The sequence below is a fragment of the Gordonibacter sp. RACS_AR49 genome, from assembly GCF_030418435.1.
GTDB lineage: Bacteria > Actinomycetota > Coriobacteriia > Coriobacteriales > Eggerthellaceae > Gordonibacter > Gordonibacter urolithinfaciens.
The window spans coordinates 169625-187484 of record NZ_JAIUDM010000006.1 but is presented as its reverse complement, the minus strand read 5'-3'; the positions used below and the strand labels follow the sequence as shown (position 1 = coordinate 187484).

The 17860-nt window shown below is 63.7% G+C and carries 12 protein-coding genes and 1 riboswitch; of the genes, 11 read left to right on the top strand and 1 reads right to left on the bottom strand.

Annotated elements, in window-relative coordinates:
• Positions 1 to 386 precede the first annotated feature (386 nt).
• Positions 387 to 476: riboswitch (cyclic di-GMP riboswitch) on the top strand.
• A gap of 64 nt (positions 477 to 540) precedes the next feature.
• The 7 genes from LB310_RS11280 to LB310_RS11250 all read left to right on the top strand — a co-directional run bounded on the left by LB310_RS11280 (position 541) and on the right by LB310_RS11250 (position 11340).
• On the top strand, positions 541 to 1191 hold the full coding sequence (locus LB310_RS11280) for a signal peptidase I (protein ID WP_123673677.1): 651 nt from the start codon (positions 541 to 543) through the stop codon (positions 1189 to 1191).
• A gap of 169 nt (positions 1192 to 1360) precedes the next feature.
• Complete coding sequence (locus LB310_RS11275) at positions 1361 to 1960, top strand: hypothetical protein (protein WP_123673675.1); 600 nt, start codon at positions 1361 to 1363, stop codon at positions 1958 to 1960.
• Between the two features lie 134 nt (positions 1961 to 2094).
• Positions 2095 to 3720, top strand: coding sequence for a hypothetical protein (locus tag LB310_RS11270; protein WP_123673673.1), 1626 nt, complete (start codon positions 2095 to 2097; stop codon positions 3718 to 3720).
• Positions 3717 to 4235 (top strand): signal peptidase I, encoded by a 519-nt coding sequence (locus tag LB310_RS11265; protein WP_278805831.1) that lies wholly within the window; start codon positions 3717 to 3719, stop codon positions 4233 to 4235. The genes LB310_RS11270 and LB310_RS11265 overlap by 4 nt, the downstream gene beginning before the upstream one ends.
• Positions 4232 to 4774, top strand: a complete 543-nt coding sequence (locus LB310_RS11260; protein WP_278805830.1) for a hypothetical protein — start codon at positions 4232 to 4234, stop codon at positions 4772 to 4774. The genes LB310_RS11265 and LB310_RS11260 overlap by 4 nt, the downstream gene beginning before the upstream one ends.
• Before the next feature lie 17 nt (positions 4775 to 4791).
• Positions 4792 to 5532 carry a hypothetical protein gene (locus tag LB310_RS11255; protein WP_278805829.1) on the top strand — a complete coding sequence of 247 codons (741 nt, stop codon included), beginning with the start codon at positions 4792 to 4794 and terminating at the stop codon, positions 5530 to 5532.
• A gap of 54 nt (positions 5533 to 5586) precedes the next feature.
• Entirely contained in the window at positions 5587 to 11340 is a 5754-nt protein-coding gene (locus tag LB310_RS11250) for a hypothetical protein (RefSeq protein WP_278805828.1), read from the top strand.
• A 135-nt stretch (positions 11341 to 11475) separates the two neighbouring features.
• Here LB310_RS11250 and LB310_RS11245 read toward each other — a convergent pair whose 3' ends face one another.
• Entirely contained in the window at positions 11476 to 11712 is a 237-nt protein-coding gene (locus LB310_RS11245; RefSeq protein ID WP_096228099.1) for a helix-turn-helix domain-containing protein, read from the bottom strand.
• A 139-nt stretch (positions 11713 to 11851) separates the two neighbouring features.
• Between LB310_RS11245 and LB310_RS11240 the strand changes: the two genes are divergently transcribed.
• The 4 genes from LB310_RS11240 to LB310_RS11225 form a co-directional block, all read left to right on the top strand.
• Complete coding sequence (locus LB310_RS11240) at positions 11852 to 12013, top strand: helix-turn-helix transcriptional regulator (protein WP_278805827.1); 162 nt, start codon at positions 11852 to 11854, stop codon at positions 12011 to 12013.
• Between the two features lie 209 nt (positions 12014 to 12222).
• Positions 12223 to 15687: a DNA polymerase III subunit alpha gene (gene dnaE / locus LB310_RS11235; protein ID WP_278805826.1), complete on the top strand. Its 3465-nt coding sequence runs from the start codon at positions 12223 to 12225 to the stop codon at positions 15685 to 15687.
• Positions 15688 to 15785: 98 nt separating this feature from the next.
• Positions 15786 to 16637, top strand: a complete 852-nt coding sequence (gene truA, locus LB310_RS11230) for a tRNA pseudouridine(38-40) synthase TruA (RefSeq protein WP_096228102.1) — start codon at positions 15786 to 15788, stop codon at positions 16635 to 16637.
• A 228-nt stretch (positions 16638 to 16865) separates the two neighbouring features.
• On the top strand, positions 16866 to 17860 hold a 995-nt coding region (locus LB310_RS11225), incomplete at its 3' end, for a hypothetical protein (RefSeq protein ID WP_301155077.1).

Here is a 17860-nt window from a genome sequence, read left to right as displayed (position 1 = left end):
TCCTTCGCCTACGGGAAGAAGGAAAAGCACAAACGGCCATGGCCACGGTTCGGAATCCGCATTTACATGATTTATGCAAGACTGGAGGTGAAGTTTTTACCTACGAGAATTCAATTTACGTTCTACTTTCCCTTTATACAACATGGGGGTGTATTTTGCAAGGCAGCCTGCAATCGTAGACGAATTACTGCCTTATCAGGGTAAATAACCCTGAAAGCACTCTATTTAGCGTGTTTCGAGTGCAAGCACGCATCATATTGTTACCATTTTTGCCTTATTTCGGGCGACATACAAAAAGAAATTCTTCGCCACAAGCTTGCTCATGCGGATGCAGGCTCGCTCCTCTGCTAAGCAGCATCCACTACATAATGCTCATTATGCAGTGGAACATTTATAGGCACACCTGCCGAAAGGCAGCGTCGCAAAGCTAGAGGGGCTTACCTTCGGATGTCGGAGAAAGCCAGCCAGTTGCATGAAAGTGAGACCGGCTTTGCAGAAAGGTCGGTCTTTTCGTATGTGGGGAGCAGAGGCGGGGACGAGATGAGAGCTGGCGGGAGCGATAGACGGCAGGGGCGGAGATTCACGGCGTCGGGCGTGCTGGGCGTGGTGCTGTGCATTGTGTTCGTCCCCCTGATCGTGGTGAACTTGGTGCTCATCGTCGGCAGCTACCTGAAACCCGACGAGCTGCCCGGCGTGTTCGGTGTCAAGCCCGCCGTGGTGCTCTCCGGCTCGATGGACCCCGCCATCCAGGTGGGCGACCTCATCTTCGTCAACGACTGCGACCCCGCCTCGCTCAAAGAGGGCGACGTGGTGTGCTACCTCTCGTCCGGCAAGGCCATTACCCACCGCATCGTCAGCATCGCCGAGGGCGACGACGGCCAGCCGCGCCTGGTGACGAAGGGCGACGCCAACAACGCCGAGGATCGGCTGGCGGTGTCGTTTGACCAGGTGCAGGGCCAGTGGAGCGGCGCGCGCGTGCCGGGGCTGGGCAACGCCATCCTGTTCATGCAGACGCCGGCCGGCATGATCTTGTTCATCGTGTGCCCGTTGGCGCTGTTCTTCGCATGGGACGTGTGGCGCCGCCGCCGGATGGACAAGGCCGAGGCCGCGCGCTCCGCGCAGCTGGAGGCGGAGCTGGCCGCCTTGAGGCGGGAGCAGGGGGTCGGGCGCGGGCCCACCGAGAAATTCTGATACGCATGCAGCGGCCCTTACGTCTCCGGGCACGGCGGAGACGGAAGGGCCGAGCAGGTCCAGGAGCTTCGCGGCACCTGGCGATAGAAATGCCGCAGGTGCACGGGAGCCGCGCCTGGGACGAAAACCTACGACGTGGTTCCCGCGAGAAAGAAAGCGAGGACAGGCAATGGCAACGGCAACGCAGAAGAAATCGAACGCAGCGCGCCTCGGCGTCTTGGCAGTGGCGCTCTCCCTCGTGACCGCCTGCTTGCTGGGCGGCACCATGGCGAAGTACGTCACCGAGGTGACCGGCACCGGCAGCGCGACGGTGGCGAAGTGGAGCTTCAAGGCGAATAATGAAACAACGACGTTCGCTGATATCAATATTGCCAGCACGGCCTATACGAACATCAACAATGCGGATAAGAACAGGATCGCTCCGGGCACGGCAGGAAGCTTCGACATCATGCTCGATGCCACTGGCAGCGATGTTGCGGTGGGTTACACCATCGCGTTTACGAATCTGTCGAACCAGCCGACGAACTTGAAGTTCTACTCGGACAAAGAGATGACGCAGGAGATCACCAATCTGAGCACCGGCCTTACCGGCGCGATCGATTATAACGCGACCGCTGATGCGATGAAGACCACGAAGACCGTTTACTGGAAATGGGCCTACCAGACTGCCAGTGGCGATACTGCCGATGTTGAGAATGCTGGCAAGGATATGACCTTCGACATCAAGGTCATCGGCACGCGGAAGGAGCCTGTCGCTCCTTCCGCCTAGCCCCAACACCATCGCCCTGCCCCCTGTGCCGGGGCAGGGCGCCCGAGGGGCCCTCTCAACCTTTGGCGAAAGGCGCGGCGCGACCGCGCCTTTCGCCAAGAGCTGAGGCGCGTTTCCCGAGAGGAGGGACCGACGTGGAACAAACGAACAACGCCTCCGTGCGGGAGGGCGAGCAGGACGGGAAACGGCGCCGTGCTTTGCTGGCGCTGCTGCTTCTGTTGGTGCTCATCACCACCAGCATGGTGGGCTATGTTCTGGGCCGCAGCGCATCGGGCCCCCTGGGCCAGGCCGGCGACACCATCGTGCTCAGCCCCCAGCCCTCGGGCCGCACGACGGCGCACCTCACCGGCCAGGTGGTGTACACCGACGGCTCGCCGGCCGCGGGCCTCAAGCTGGAGCTGCACAGCGACCCCATCGAGGCGCAAACCGACGCCGAGGGCACCTTCCTGTTCCCCAACGCGTCCTTCGGGTCGCATCGCATACTCGTCTACGGCCCGGACGGCGCCGTGGCTGCCGAGCGTCCCCTCTCCATCGGCCAGAATGCGGCCGAGGAGGGCGTGTCCATCTCCGAGAGCCCCGACGGCGGCAGCGCCATCGCCCTGGCCGTGAACGTGAGGATGCTCGAGGTGGTCATCCTGCTGGACGGCGAGGGCGGCCTGGAGATCGTCCCCACCGGATGCACCTACGCCGACGGCGACGGGCTGGTGGTGACGCCCACGGGCAGCGTCACGCTGGAGAGCGGGGCCGTGGTCACGCCGAAGGGGAGCGTGCTCCTGCCTGACGGCACCATCGTCATCCCGCGCAGCGGCGAGAACGCCGTGGCCGTGATCATGCCCGACGACCAGGTGGTCTACCTCGAGCAGGAGATGAAGGGTGACGGCTACTCCGTGCAGACCGACGGCACGGTGCGCCTCTCCGGCGGCACCGTGGTGCGCCCGGGCGGGCAGATCGTCGCGCCCGACGGCACCCGGCACGACCCCGGCGAGGGCGGCGTGATCGTGGAGGGCGGCGCCGTGGTGACGCCCATCGGCGGCGGCTCCTCCTCGGGAAGCGGAAGCGGCGGCGGGGATTCCTCAACCGGCGGCTCCGCAGGCGGCGCGGCCGGCGGCAACGCGCCTTCGACCGGCGGGACCGTCGGCGGCGGCACGACCGCAGGCGGCGGCACGACCGGAGGGGGAACGACTCCCGGCGGCAACGCGCCCGGCGATACGCCCCCCGGTGGCGGCGACACGCCCGATACCCCCGGCGGCGGAGATTCCCCCGGCGGTGGCGAGACCCTCGGCGGCGATACGCCGCCGAGCGGCTCCCTCGCCGTCCATGGGCAGAACCGCGACGGCGGCTTCTCCCCCTGGACGCAGATCAGCACCATCGACCTCTTCTACAACAAGACGAGCGGGCAGCAGGAGAAGATTGCCCCCGGATCGTCCGGCTACTACCTGTTCCGGCTGCAGAACACGCTTGCGAACAGGCTGAACGTCACCGTCTCGCTGGCCGAGGACGGTCTGCACCTGCCCCTGGAGCTCACGCTCACGCCCTTGGACGCCAACGGGCGCGCGATGGCCGACAGGGCGGTGACGGGGTCGCTCTCGACCGCCGGCGGGCTGAACCTGCGCACCGATATCGCAGGAAGCGCCGTGGCGAGCTATCGGCTGGACTGGTCGTGGCCGGCCGAGGGCAACGACGAGCTGGACACCCTGGCAGGCAGCGGCGGCAACCTCGTCTACCTGCTGGCCATGACGGTGCACGCGGAGGAGGCATGATGGCGCGCGCGGCGAAAGCGATCCGGACGACGCTCGTGGTCGTGCTGTGCGCGGGCCTGCTGTGCAACCTGTGGCTGCTGGCATCGGCGGCGCTTTTCCCGCGCGAGCTTCCCGGCGTCCTGGGCTTCTCGCCGTTGGCGGTGGCGTCGGGCAGCATGGAGCCCGCCTTGTCGGCGGGCGATCTGGCCATCGTGCATCGGGAAGGGTCGTACCAGGTGGGCGACGTGGTGGCCTTCTGGGACGGCGGCTCGCTCACCACGCACCGCATCGTGGCCGACGGCCCCGAGGGCTTCGTGACCAAGGGCGATTTCAACAACGCGCAGGACGCCCTGCCGGTCGCGCCGGAGCACGTGGCCGGTCGCGTGGTGCTGTCCGTGCCCCTCGTGGGCGGCGCGGCGCTGTTTCTGCGCACGCCGGCGGGGCTTGGGCTGCTCGTGGTCGTGGGCCTGGCGGCGCTGGTGCTGCCGGACGCCCTGCGCCGGGTTCGCCGCAGGGGAGAGGAGTGCGCCGCATGAGCAAGCATCTGACAACCGGGCGCGTGGTGCGCTACCTGCTGCTCCTCACTGTCGCCTGCGCCGTGGTGCTGGGCGTCACCTTCGCCCGGTACGCCACGGTGGTGCAGGGCCAGGGCTCGGGCGACGTCGCCGCCGTGTCGCTGGGGCTGACGGGCGACAGCGCGGCGGACTTGACGTCGCAGCTGCAAGGGATGAAGCCGGGCGATACGCGAGAGTTGAAGTTCGCGGTGACGAACGCGGACAGCGAGACGACGAGCGAGGTGACCCAGGCGTACTCGGTGTCCATCGTGACCACGGGCAACCTGCCGCTGGAGTTCTCGCTTGATTCGACGGGCGTCAGCAAGGGAACGTCTGCGACGGTGAAATCGAACCTGATCTGGTTGGGCGGGGAGCTGCCCTACGGTTCGGACGTCAAGCACGATTACACGCTCACGGTGACGTGGCCTAAAGACGCCAGCGATAGCGCCCTCGCCTATGAGATTGACTGGGTGGTCTTGAAGGTCGACGCGCAGCAAGCCAAGCCGACGGAGGTCTTGTGATGGACGAAAGGCGAAGCATGAAGCGACCGAGCGTCCACACCCACGTGGCGCGCCGCCGCGTTCCCGCTGCGGCGGTGCTGGCGGTGGCCGTCGTGCTGGCGCTTGCCGGCTTCGCCGCCGCGCGCTACGTCATGCAACAGCAGCAGGACGGCCTCGCAACGGCCACGGACTTCTACTTCACGAGCGACTACCTGAAGGAGAGCGGCGAGAACGCCACGTACTTCATCGATCCCGGTACGGAGAGCTTCACGGTCGAGTTGCGCAATTACGCGGATGATCTGAGAACGACTTCGGGGGACATTTCCTATAAAGTCGAAACGACGTACGCCACCGCAACGGATGCGGGGGCCGGGAAATTGGTCGGGAGCGCCCAAAGCACCGCAAAGGTCACCGTCACACCGAATTCCGAGGTTCAGGAATTCGCGGTCACAGCCACCTCGACATCTCCCTACGCCCAAACCCTCACTGCCACGTTCATCCTGGCTAAGGGCAACCACTACACCGTGGAGGACGCGTCGGGCAACACGGCCGCGGTGCTCACCATGACATGCGCCGACAGCGGCGGGCCGATCACGCTCGACCTTCCTTCGGGGGTGATCCCCGACGCAACCGACGGCAGGGTGAGCGAAAACACGTTCAAGCCTGTGGACTCGGGCGTGTACTCGCTCGTGCTGCTCAAGGCCGACGCATCGCTAGATCTGACGGGCTCTGGCAATTTCGCCGATACCATCGATCTAAACAAATCGCCCGCCGCATAAGATCACCGAAACGCGCGGGGCGGCCGGCCCCGCTGAGCACTTGGAGGAGTTGCCATGAAGATAGAGGTTCGGAACAAGAGGGCTAAGCGCGCAGACGTGCCGCGGCGCGCCCTTGCCGTGCTAGTGGCGCTCTGCCTGGTGTTGGGCCAGATGAACAGTGGGATCTTCGTCGCCTACGCGACGAGCGGCACCCCCGTGACCATCCAGGTGGGAACCAACGTCACCGCCGAGATCTCCGACGGCGTGCTCACCCTCTCCGGCACCGGCGACACCGATGACTTCACGGCCGAGACCGCCCCGTTCAAAGGCTATGCGCCCGAGATCCGCGCGCTCGAGATCGAGGAGGGCGTCACGTATGTGGGCGCGTGCCTGTTCTACGGGTTGGGCGAGCTGGGAGGCAGCCTGACGCTGCCGGGCAGCATCGTCGGCTTCGGCGAGAGTGCCTTCTCGGGGGAGGCCCCCGAGTCGTCGGCGCATTTCTCCGTCATCCGCAACCTGTTCGTGTCGGGCGAGGTGGTGCGCCCGGCGCAGGCGCAGGCCGCCCCCGAGGCCGAGCCGGAACCGGCGCCCGACCCCGAGCCAGCCGGCGACGAGCCGGCCGAGGATCCCGCCGCCGCCCCGTTGACAGACGGCACCGCTCCCGAGCCCGAGGCCCCCGAAGCCGAGTCGCCCGTGCCCGCGCAGGTCGGCGTGCCCGAGCCGCAGGACGCGCCCGGGCCCGTCGAGGTCCCGTCGGAGGACGGCTACGCGGTGGAGCAGATCGCGCAGCAGGAGGTTGCGAGCCCCGAGACGCTCTTCGGCCCCGGCCAGGACGGCATGGTGGTCTGCTCGGACGACAACGCGACGTTTTTGCAGGCGGCGCTCTCCGCCGGCTTCCAGCAGGCCGACGCGACGGCCACGGTGGTGCTCGACGATGCGGTTGAGCTGGAGCTTCCTCTGGCCGGCGGGCAGCTGACGCTGCCAGAGCCGCCCGAGGACACGCTGGCCGCGCACGAGGGCGAGTCGTTCGCCGGCTGGACGCAGGCCCCCGGCGACGAGTCCGCGCCCGTCCTCGCTCCCGGCGACCCCCTCCCGGCGAACGATGGCGACCGCGTGCCCCTTTACTCCGTTTGGAACGCCGCCGAGCCGCTTGCGCTTCTCGCCGAGCCCGCCCCATCCGCCGACGTGAAAACCGTCTACGTGGATCAGACGAACGGCGACGATGAAAACGATGGGGCGAGCACGGATACAGCGGTGAAGACCCTCGAAGCAGCCGCAGGGAAGCTGACTCCGAAAGCCGAAGGCGGCTCGGTCGAAACCAACCGCATCGTTATCGTCGGGGAGTACAAGCGCTCGGTGCAGTTAGAAAAACAGGACAGCAAAGAAGGCATCTTCGGAGACCATCCCGTGCCGGCCACCCTTACGGGGGGAACTTTCGCATATGACGAGCCGACGACAACGGCAAACGATTATCCTTTGTATCTTCACGACGATATTCTCTTCGAATCGATCGAGCTGCAATGCAACCACATATACGCGAACGGGTTCAACCTCACCATCGGCGAGAGCGTCAACACAAAACCGACTTCGCCCAAGCTTTACCTTTACGGTTACGGCAACAGCACTTTTGGCAGCGACAGCGCATCTGCGAATATCACGGTGAAAAGCGGACGCTATGTGCGCATCAACGGCTACATTAGAAGCCAGAGTGCGGGAATTAACTGCTCTGGAAGATCGTCGTCCGTCACCGTGGAGGGCAGCGCAGCGGTCGATTTGCTTGTGGCAGGTAGTGCCAATGGCGCTATCGAGAACGCCAACGTGGACATTAACGTCAAAGGTGGGAAAGTTGAAACGCTCCTTGGCGGGAATCAAGGATTCAACGACGTTTATCCCCCGTATTCCGGCAGCACAAAGATCCGGGTCGAAGGCGGCGAGGTCGATAACCTCTATTGCGCAGGTTCCGGCAGAAATACGAGCGCCCCCACTTTCTCCGGCAAGCTTGATGTGAATGTCTCGGGCGGGAAAGTGAAGAGGCTCTATGGCTCCGGCTCTGCTGCATACGTGCTCGCAGGTTCCGAAGCGAAGGTGTCAGTGACAGACCATGGCGAGGTCACTGACCTTTTTGCTGCTGGCAAAGGGTGGGAGACGACCCTCAATCCCAGTCAATCCGAGTGGGAGGTTGTTGAAAAATTCGGAAGCTTCTCGGGAAACGAGACTATTACCGTCTCGGGTAATGCCGTAGTCGCGAACATCTACGCGAGCGGTGAGGGTTATTCAGGATCAACGAAATATGAAGGGACAAAGGCCAACGCCTACCTGGACGGCAATGTGACCATCAACATGGAAGGTGGGACGGTCACCGGCAACGTCTACGGAGGCGGCAAGGGCATTGCCGCCGAAGGCTACGAGCAGTGCGCTCGCGTGACCAAGGACTCGAAGGTCGAAGTCAACATCGCCGGCGGCACCGTGCACGGCAATGTCTACGGTGGCGGCCAGATCGCCGACATCGAGGGCTCAAGTTCCGTCACCATCTCCGGCGGCACCGTGGAGGGCAACGTCTACGGCGGCGGAGAGAAGGGCGAGGTCAAAGGATCCGCAACCGTGAACGTGCAGAACGGCACAGTGAAAGGGTCGGTGTTCGGCGGCGCCTACGGCGAGCCAGATCAGATATTGGTGCTGGGCGGCTCCACCGTCAATATGACGGGCGGCTGGGTGCGCGGCAACGTGTACGGCGGCAGCGAGCTCAGCAACGACGGGGCTGACAACAGCAGCCTCCCCGATCTGGTGATCACCAACTTGGTGGGCGGCACCGTGGACGGCAACGTGTTCGGCGGTGGCTATAAGGGCATCGTCAACGGCTCCACCCACCTGCACATCGGAACAGGCGCTTTGGGCAAGTGCAAGTATTATGAGATGCATGAGGACAAGAAGCCTGCTCTGGTAGCCTCTTCTTTGACTGTTGGCAAATCGGTCTACGCGGGAGGCGATTACGGCGGTGACGGAAAAGATTACAACGCCATTACCGTGAAGGGCACCTCTCATGTGTACATCGACGGGGGCAATTACGACACTTCCAATAACGCTTCCGGTACGACCATGAAACTTGGGGGAGGCGTGTTCGGCAGCGGTGCCTCCTGCGATGCTGGTAGCACCCGCTTGGTCACCCTTGAAAACTACGGCGAAGCGGTCTTGGACGGTGGCACAGCGACGGGGGCCACGCGCACCCTCGATTCCATCCAGCGTGCCGACCGTGTGGTGATCCTGAACTCCCACGTGCAGTTGATCGGCCAGCCCGACGTGGCCAATGCCAATCAAACGGCGAAGTACTCCCTCAATCGCATCGGCGATCACGAGAAGGCGGCCGGTTTAGGCGATTTGGGCAACGGCCTTGTCCTCCAAGGCGCAAGCACGCTCATCTTGGATTCCCCCGCCATGGAGTTGGCCGCTTTCCGCAGCGTGGATGCGGACGGAAAAGAGGCTGTTGAGAGCAGCCCCAAAAGCATTCTGCTGCTGGACACCGGCACTCTCCTGCGCGTTGCCTATACCAACGAAAAGGGCTCGACCGTTTACGGCCCTGTGAAGGGCTATACGCGCCTGCTTGCCGGCAACGCCGCAGACGGCTACGTCTACGCTGCGATTGGCGATACGGACGGAGGATTCGTTGGCAAAGACAATACGACGATTTCGTTCACAAATGTGGGGAACGCAACTCCCTCGTATCGATACTGGAAAGTGGCCGGATCGGGCGGTAGCAACGCGGTTCGCGAAGCAGTGCTGACCGCCCGTACGCTCGAGTCGAGCGATATTGGTTTTGGCAACGACGGGTACTCGGTAGCGAAGGGCGTCATCGAGCTTCCTCCTGCCGATAATGGTTCGATCTACACGGTGAAAAGCGTCGACGTTGGTTCCGGGCTTTCGTTGACGGACGCTGCAATAGATGGCCAGGAGCAAAGCGCCGCTTGGGAGCCAGACGAATCGAGCGCCAACAGCGCGAAAACTGCCATATCGAACAGCCCTCTGAACACGTTCGGCCTATTCATGAAAGCAGGCAGTGGATTTGAGTCGGTCTCGGGCGATTCGGGCAAAGTGGTCACCGGAAGCTTGGCCAACAGCCAAATCGGGCAAAAGGTTTCTGGCGTCGGCACCATTCCCCAAATCGAGTTCTACCTCACCTACCGCAACGATGGGATCACGGCAAGCCGCGATGCGGGAACAGTGATGGTGGTGCTTGAGCGCGCGCTTGGGAACGGCGCGACGGAAACCACGACGGTGAACGTCCAGATCGTCACGCGAACCACCAGCCTTTCGGAGTTGGAAGCGGATCTATATGCCACACAGGCAGGAAGCTACACCGGAAAGATCATCATTCCGTCAGGTTCCAGTCGGGAGCTGTCGTTGACGGGGGTTGAAGCAGGGAGTACCGGTCTCGTAAAAGAGGGCGCCGCGCTAACAGACGGTCAATTCTCGATCTCCATGCAGCCGGTAAAAAGTAACGGATGGCAGTCGACAGGTCTCATGAGCTCGCCTTACGATCTTGCGTCGTTCGCGTCAGAGTCTGTACCCATCGGCGTCACTGACAGTCGCTACGAGGCACCCTTTGAATTCACTTTGAGAAACGCAGAAGGGTTTGCCTCGAAGGAAGCTCCGGATATCGTGACGCTTGAGCTTAAGGAGACAGGTGTTGCCAGTTCGGTGCAAGTTACCCTCAGGATTCATTGGAAGGAGTCAGCCGTATCCAGGGTCGAAGCCGGACCGGGCAGGCAGTATGACTTGCAGAATACCAAGAGTGATTTGGCGATTTCGCAGTACAGCGCCGCGACAGCGGTGTTCACGCTGGCGAGCCTCCAGGTCAAGGGCTCGTGGCTCGAGCTGCAAAAAGACGGCGGTGGCTCGGTTGCGCTGCCGTCTGGCACGGAGTTCACGCTGCTCAGCGGCTCATCTTTTTACCATTACCAGACGACGGGTGCGGAAGGGGACAATAAAATCTTGCTGGACAGCTTTGCCTCCATGGGCAGTAATGCGAATTTGTCGGGGACCCTCAACGGCGATGTGACGGTGATCTTTGACTTCGGGCAGGCATCCCCGCAGCTTGAGTTGGACAAGTACAGCCTTCGCTTGCGCGCCGATACGAGCGCCGACAGCACAGGCGCCGATTTCACGCTGAACAATTCTGTTGCTACGGCTTCGATCAGCGGTGTCGGCGGGTTGTCTCGAGGGACGCATGGGTTTACGGTAGGCTTGCAGCTGGGCAGCGACACGCGCTTCGCCAATGGGACTGCGGTGGTGCTCTCTTCGGGCGACTCGGAAGGGTTCCCCGAGGGCACGGTGTTCAGGGTTGGCGAAGCTGAGTATTACCCTGTCAACGGCAAGGTGTCCATCCCGCTTGGCAGCGCGACGTCGTTCGTAATGGACACGACGAATACGGCCGGCCTCACGAGTGGCGAGCACACGCTTTCCGCTCAGGTGTTCCCCACGGGTGCGAACGCGGGCAATGCGGCTCCTCTCTCTGCGGAGGCAGCCTACACCGTCTCGGAGAATCCATCGTACAGCTTGTCCGTGACCCTTGACGCGGGCTCGAGCCGCATCGTGAAGCCGGGAAGCACGCTTTCCTTCACGGCCAACTACAAGGCATCGGCTGGCGAGGCAATCACAGTGGACACTCAGGAGAAGGCTGATGCAGGTTACGAGGACACCGTCGATTTGCCGGTGACTGTCTACGCCGGCAAAATCACCGTCACCGTCCCCGATGACACCTCCGCAGGCACCTACCGCCTGCTCTTCAAGTTGGGCGACCAAGAGGTCCCCTACAACATCATCGTCGAGGGGTGATTCGCGGGCGCGCATGCTCTTTACGTGCGTCCGCGTCTATGCGCATAGTCCATACGGTCTGAAAGGCAAGCGTTGGCCTTCTCCACTTGAGATGCGGCGAAAACGCCTATGCCAGTAAAAGCGATGCGATCGGGGCTACTGCCTGCTTTCCTGCTCGGAGTCGTCGGCGAGGTCGCCGACCTTTACCCCTAATCCCGATGCTATCCGATGGAGAAGCGAGTAACGCACGTCCACTTGGCCCTTCTCGATCTTGGCCAAATGGGAGTAGCCGGTTCCGACGATCAACGCAAGACGGCGCACCGAGAGACCCTGCGCTTCGCGCAGCTCTGCGATTCTTTTCCCGAGTTGGGCCTGTCGGTCAAATGGTTCCATGAGGTACAGGTTATGGGGTACAATGGATAGGGTGTGGTGTAAGTACGCCACAGTAACGGAGATGGTGCGACCGAGAACGGGGAGTGTTGATCGCATGCGCATGGAGTGCTGCCTCGTTGACGTTATCGAGGGAAAGGGTATGTCGACCGAGGAAGTGGCCGATAGTGTGGGCATATCCGTTGGTGTTCTGGCGAGGATCGACGAAGGGGATTTCCTCGCGCTGCGAAAAAGCACGCTGACAAGGCTCTGCGAGGTTCTCGACTGTCAAGTGGGTGATATTCTCAAGATGGTAGATGGCTGATTGTCTTGGGCGCTATCATTCGCCACCGTCCGGGTTCTGTTTCGATCCTCTACGTTCTCGCGTTCGCGCAAAAAACCATCGTTTGTTCGCTGTTTGTGGGCGGCGCCCGTCGGCCAATGCTGCTAGAATGGCAACGACACCATGACACGCTGCGCACGCACCCAGAACACACCACCAAGCGCATTTCTGACTGATTAGAGGCACAAGATATGGCATTCGTCCACCTGCACAACCACACTGAATATTCCCTGCTCGACGGCCATACGCACATCTACGACATGGTCAAGCGCGCAGCCGACCTCGGCATGCCGGCCGTGGCCATCTCCGACCACGGCGTGATGTCGGGCGTGCCGCAGCTGTGCGAGATGTGCGACAAGGTAGAGGAGGAGACCGGCAAGCGCGTCAAGCCCATCTACGGCTGCGAGGTGTACTTCACCACCGACGAGGAGCTCAAGCGCGACGGCAAGCCGAAGCTCTACCACCTGCTGCTTCTGGCCAAGACGAACGAGGGCTACCACAACCTGGTGAAATTGGTCAGCGAATCGCACGTCGACAACTTCTACTACAAGCCCCGCACCACGTTCTCCATGCTGCAGAGGTACGGCAAGGGCATCATCGGCTCGTCGGCCTGCATCGCCGGCATCATCCCGAAGCTGCTCGACAACCGCCAGTTCGACGACGCCGTGGCGTGGGCCAACAAGTTCGCCAGCTGCTTCGAGCCGGGCGACTTCTACATCGAGCTGCAGAACCAGGGCATCCGCACCGACGCCGGCTTCACGCAGACCGAGCTCAACCACATGCTCACCGACGTGGCCAAGGCCGCCGGCCTGAAGACCATCGCCACGAACGACTTCCACTACCTCACGAAGGAAGACGCGAAGGCCCAGGACTACATGCTGTGCGTGGCCCAGGGCGCCGCCGTGAACGACGAGAAGCGCATGCGCTTCGAGAACGACGAGTTCTACATGAAGACCGAGGAGGAGATGCGCACCGCGCTGAAGGACTTCCCCGAGGCCTGCGACACCACCGTGGAGGTGGCCGAGAAGGTGGACGTGGTGCTGGAGCGCGATTCCATCCTTCCGAGGTTCCCCTTGCCCGAGGGCGAGACGGAGGAGAGCTACTTCCGTCGCCGCGTGCAGGAGGGCCTGGTCAAGCACTATGGCAGTCCGGTGCCGCAGGAGGCGCAGGAGCGCGCCGACTACGAGATGGGCATCATCATCCAGCAGGGCTTCCCGGCGTACTTCCTCATCGTGCAGGAGTACATCGAATGGGCGCGCAGCCAGGGCATCGGCGTGGGCCCGGGCCGCGGCTCGGCCGCAGGCGCCATCGTGGCCTACGCCATGGACATCACCGCGCTCGACCCGCTGTCCAACGGCCTGCTGTTCGAGCGCTTCCTGTCGCCCGAGCGCGTGGAGATGCCCGATATCGACGTCGACTTCGAGCAGGGACGCCGCGAAGAGGTTATCAACCATATCAAGGACGTGTACGGCGAGGACCACGTGTCCCAAGTCATCACGTTCGGCACCTTGCAGGCTAAGAACGCCGTGCGCGACGCCGCGCGCGTGCTGGACTACCCGTACAGCACCGGCGACCGCATCTGCAAGCTGATCGGCGACGAGCTGGGCATCACCATCGACAAGGCGCTTGCCACGAACCCCGACCTCAAGAAGGCGTACGAGACCGAAGAGGACGTCAAGGCCGTCATCGACGCCGCGAAGTCCATCGAGGGGCACGTGCGCGGCGAGGGCGTGCACGCCTGCGCCACCATCATCTGCCGCGACCCCATGGCCGACCACGTGCCCATGAAGCGCGATACCAAGGGCGGCGGTATCATCACCCAGTACGACGGACATTACACGCCGGAGCTCGGCCTGCTGAAGATGGACTTCCTGGGCCTGCGCACGCTCGACGTGCTCACCATCGCGTGCCGCAACATCGAGCAGCGCTTCGGCACGAAGGTCGTGCCCGAAGAGATCCCCGTCGACGACGAGGCCGCGTTCAAGCTCATGCAGTCCGGCAACATGGACGGCCTGTTCCAGGTTGAGGGCGCCCTGTACGTGAGCCTGTTCGCGCGCCTGCCTCCCACGCGCTTCTCCGACATCGTCGCCTCCATCGCGCTCAACCGCCCGGGCCCGCTCGAGTCCGGCATGGTGGACGACTACGTGAAGGTGGCCAGCGGCAAGACGCAGATCCACTACTACGACGAACGCCTCCGCCCCATTTTGGAGGAGACGTACGGCACCATGGTCTACCAAGAGCAGATCATGCAGATCTCCATGGCCATGAGCGGCTTCTCCGCCGGCAAGGCGGACAAGCTGCGCAAGGCCATGGGCAAGAAGAAGCTCGACGTCATGCGCGCCCTGCAGGAGGACTGGAACAACGGCGCCGTGGAGAACGGCTTCTCGCTTGCCATTGCCAAGCAGATCTGGGAGGACGCCGAGAAGTTCGCGAAGTACGCGTTCAACAAATCGCACTCGGCGGCCTACGCCATCCTGGTCATGCGCACGGCGTATTTGAAGGCGCACTACCCGAACGACTTCATGGCCGCCGTGCTGTCGTCCTACATGGGCAACACCGACCGCTTGATCCGCTACATTGCCAGCTGCAACCACAACGGCACGCCCGTGCTGCCGCCCGATATCAACTCCTCGAACGCGGAGTTCACGCCTACCGACGACGGCATCCGCTTCGGCCTGGTGGGCGTGCGCGGCGTGGGCGCGAACGTGGCCGAGGCCATCATCGAGGAGCGCGAGGCCAACGGCCCGTACACGAGCCTGCACGACTTCGTGAACCGCCTGGACGCGAAGTGCTACAACCGCAAGACGCTCGAGGCGCTCATCAAGGGCGGGGCGTTCGACTCCACGGGCTACACGCGCAAGCAGCTCATGTACTTCGTGGACGAGACGCCGCTTCTAGAGAGCGCGTCGAAGCGCCAGAAGGACCGCGACCGCGGGCAGGTGTCCATGTTCGACCTGTTCGGCGACGATCCCGACTCCGGGTTCGAGGAAGAGGTGCCCGAACCCGACGGCGTGGAGTGGCCCAAGCGCCAGCTGCTGTCCTACGAGAAGGAGATCATGAAGATCTACGTCTCGGACCACCCGCTGCGCCCGTACGAGGGCACCATCGCCCGCATGACGAAGTTCCAGCTGGGCGACTTGGCCGAGCGCACGAAGGAGATCAAGTCCGCCACGTTCGTGGGCATGGTATCCACCGTGGTGACGAAGCTGACGAAGCGCGGCACGAAGATGGCCACGTTCACGCTGGAGGACACGACAGGGCACATCGAGTGCATCTGCTTCAAGTACGACGAGAACGCCGAGGCCATCCAGGAGGACGCCATCGTCAAGATCAAGGGTAAGTTCGAGCACAGCGACCGCGGCAACCAGATCATGGCGTTCGAGGTGGAGGCCATCGAGCTGAACGAGGCCGACGCGCGTCCCTCGCACCTGGAGCTGAAGGTGTCGTCCGCGGACTTCAACCAGGCCACGTCGCAGCGCTTGAACCGCATCCTGAAGTCCTATCCCGGCCGCGACGGCGTGGTGCTGTTCGTGAGCCAGGGCGACGGCCGCAAGTTCCGCGCCGAGCTGCCGGTGACGGTGGATGCCCGCTCGCAGATCATGCTCTCGGAGATCCAGGACCTGTTCGGCCGCCCGGTGTGGAGCCGCGCGTCGTAGCGGGAGGGCTGCGCGCCTCGGCGTTTCATTACAGTTTGGCAAGCGGAAACCGGCCGCGCTTCGCAGGGCGGCCGGTTTCGTTTATGATGGAGCGCATCATGACTCAGACTATTCGACATACCGAACCGCGCCCCGCCGGATCCGCTGTGGGAGCTCCTGCCGCCGCCGACGGAGAGCGCCCCGTGCGCGAGCACACCCTCGCGCTCACCCTCTCGTACAACGGCGCGCCCTTCTCCGGGTTCGCCCGGCAGCCCGGCCAGCTCACCGTTCAGGGCGACGTGGAGGCGGCTCTCGAGCTCTTGTTCCGCCGGCCCATCGACACGACGTGCGCCGGCCGCACCGACGCGGGCGTGCACGCGCTCGGCCAGGTGGTGAGCTTCGACGTGGACGACGTGGACCTTGCCGGGCGGTCGCTGCCCTCTTTGCGCCGCTCGCTCAACGCGCTCACGAACGACGCCATCACGGTGCGCGAGGTGGAGCCGAAGCAGAAGGGCTTCTCGGCCCGCTTCGACGCCCAGGCGCGCGAGTACCACTACCATCTGTGCGTGGACAGCACGGCGCCCATCTTCATGAAGGACTTCTCGTGGTTCGTGCCGGGTGGTTTGGACGTGTCGGCCATGGAGGCCGGCGCCCAGCACCTGCTGGGCGAGCACGACTTCAAGAGCTTCTGCATGGCGGCGTCGGCCGTGGGCAAGCCCACGAACCGCAACGTGCGCGAGATATCGTTCCACCCCGAGACGGTGCTCGGCGAGAACATCCTTGCCATCAAGGTGGTGGGCAACGCCTTCCTGCACTCCATGGTGCGCACCATCGTGGGCACGCTCGTGATGGTGGGGAAGGGCCAGCGCCCCTCGTCATGGGTGGGCGAGGTGCTGGAAGCGCGCGACCGGCAGGCGGCTGGCGAGAACGCCCCCGCGCAGGGCCTCGTGTTCTGGCGCGTGATCTACTAGCGACTGGTACGGGCAGCGCAGGCCGTTGCCCTTGTTGTGCCGCGTCCTGCTGGCGCGGTCGTGCCGCGGCGCGCGTGCTGCCTATCCGGTGCTGCAGCGCTCCTTCCGGGGCCCTCAACCGCGGCTCGTTGGCTGCCAAGGATAAAGCAAGGGGGGCTTTGCCGGTTTGAGTTGCGTGCTATACTGGTCAAACGTCGGTACAATACACCGCATGCAAAAAAGGAAGCCATGCTGTTCGATAACACGCCAGAGAAGCGCATCGCCCGCGAGGCTGACAAGGTCGCGTCGTTGAAAGAGGATCTGGACGCGATATCCTGGGGGCGCGTGCTCGAAATTGGCAAGCAGCTCCAGGGCAAGGGGGCGGCAGAAGCCGAGTTGGGCGCCGAGCTGGTGTCTATCGCCCAGTCGAACCTGTCGCTGGCCACGCGCCTGGGCATCGATCCTGCGCCGCTCGAGAACCGCGTAATGGCATCGGGCGTGAAGATCGTGGAGGGCGGCCTCGCCCAGGCGGCCATCGATGCGTCGCGCGTACCGGTTGGCTCCGGCGCTGCGAGCCCCTCGCCAACCGCTTCGCGCGGCGAGGCTGGCCGCGCGGACGAGCCCGCCCGCGCGGCCAGCGAGTCCGACGGCGAGACACAGCCGATCGAGCTGCCGGGATCGTTCTCGATCTGCATCGAGAGACCCGAATCTGGGATGGCCGACGGCGGCCTGTCTTTGAAAGAGCTGATGGAGGCGTCCAGAAGGCTCGATGACGAAGGCGGCGCCACCTTCCGGTCGAAGATGCCTGACGAGGCCGCTGCCTTCGACCCGCAAGAGCCTCCCTCGCGCATCGTGCCGCGCTCGACCACCGAGCTTCCCATCGATTTACCGCGCATTCCCCGCATAGGCGACGTCCCAGTTGCGGCCGAGCCTTCCGAGGGGCGCGCCGACGATGCGACGGAAACCGAAGAAGAGACGCTGTTCGAACCCGCCCTGCCCCCGGAGGCCCCTCTTGGAGGGATTGCTATCGTAGATGGAGAGGCTGATGGAGCCGCTGACGCCCCCGCCGGTACGCCGGGGGAAGATGCCGTTGCAGCGATAAAGAGGGCATGCGAGGCTTTTTCCGAGCCCGAGCCCGAGCCCGAGCCCGAGCCCGAGCCCGAGCCCGAGCCCGAGCCCGAGCCCGAGCCCGAGCCCGAGCCCGAGCCCGAGCCCGAGCCCGAGCCCGAGCCCGAGCCCGAGCC

Excerpts from the sequence above, each read along its gene's own strand:
- LB310_RS11280 (WP_123673677.1), top strand. The coding sequence starts at position 541 with ATGAGAGCTGGCGGGAGCGATAGACGGCAGGGGCGGAGATTCACGGCG.
- LB310_RS11275 (WP_123673675.1), top strand. The coding sequence starts at position 1,361 with ATGGCAACGGCAACGCAGAAGAAATCGAACGCAGCGCGCCTCGGCGTC.
- LB310_RS11265 (WP_278805831.1), top strand. The coding sequence starts at position 3,717 with ATGATGGCGCGCGCGGCGAAAGCGATCCGGACGACGCTCGTGGTCGTG.
- LB310_RS11260 (WP_278805830.1), top strand. The coding sequence starts at position 4,232 with ATGAGCAAGCATCTGACAACCGGGCGCGTGGTGCGCTACCTGCTGCTC.
- LB310_RS11255 (WP_278805829.1), top strand. The coding sequence starts at position 4,792 with ATGAAGCGACCGAGCGTCCACACCCACGTGGCGCGCCGCCGCGTTCCC.
- LB310_RS11250 (WP_278805828.1), top strand. The coding sequence starts at position 5,587 with ATGAAGATAGAGGTTCGGAACAAGAGGGCTAAGCGCGCAGACGTGCCG.
- LB310_RS11245 (WP_096228099.1), bottom strand. The coding sequence starts at position 11,712 with ATGGAACCATTTGACCGACAGGCCCAACTCGGGAAAAGAATCGCAGAG.
- LB310_RS11240 (WP_278805827.1), top strand. The coding sequence starts at position 11,852 with ATGTCGACCGAGGAAGTGGCCGATAGTGTGGGCATATCCGTTGGTGTT.
- dnaE (WP_278805826.1), top strand. The coding sequence starts at position 12,223 with ATGGCATTCGTCCACCTGCACAACCACACTGAATATTCCCTGCTCGAC.
- truA (WP_096228102.1), top strand. The coding sequence starts at position 15,786 with ATGACTCAGACTATTCGACATACCGAACCGCGCCCCGCCGGATCCGCT.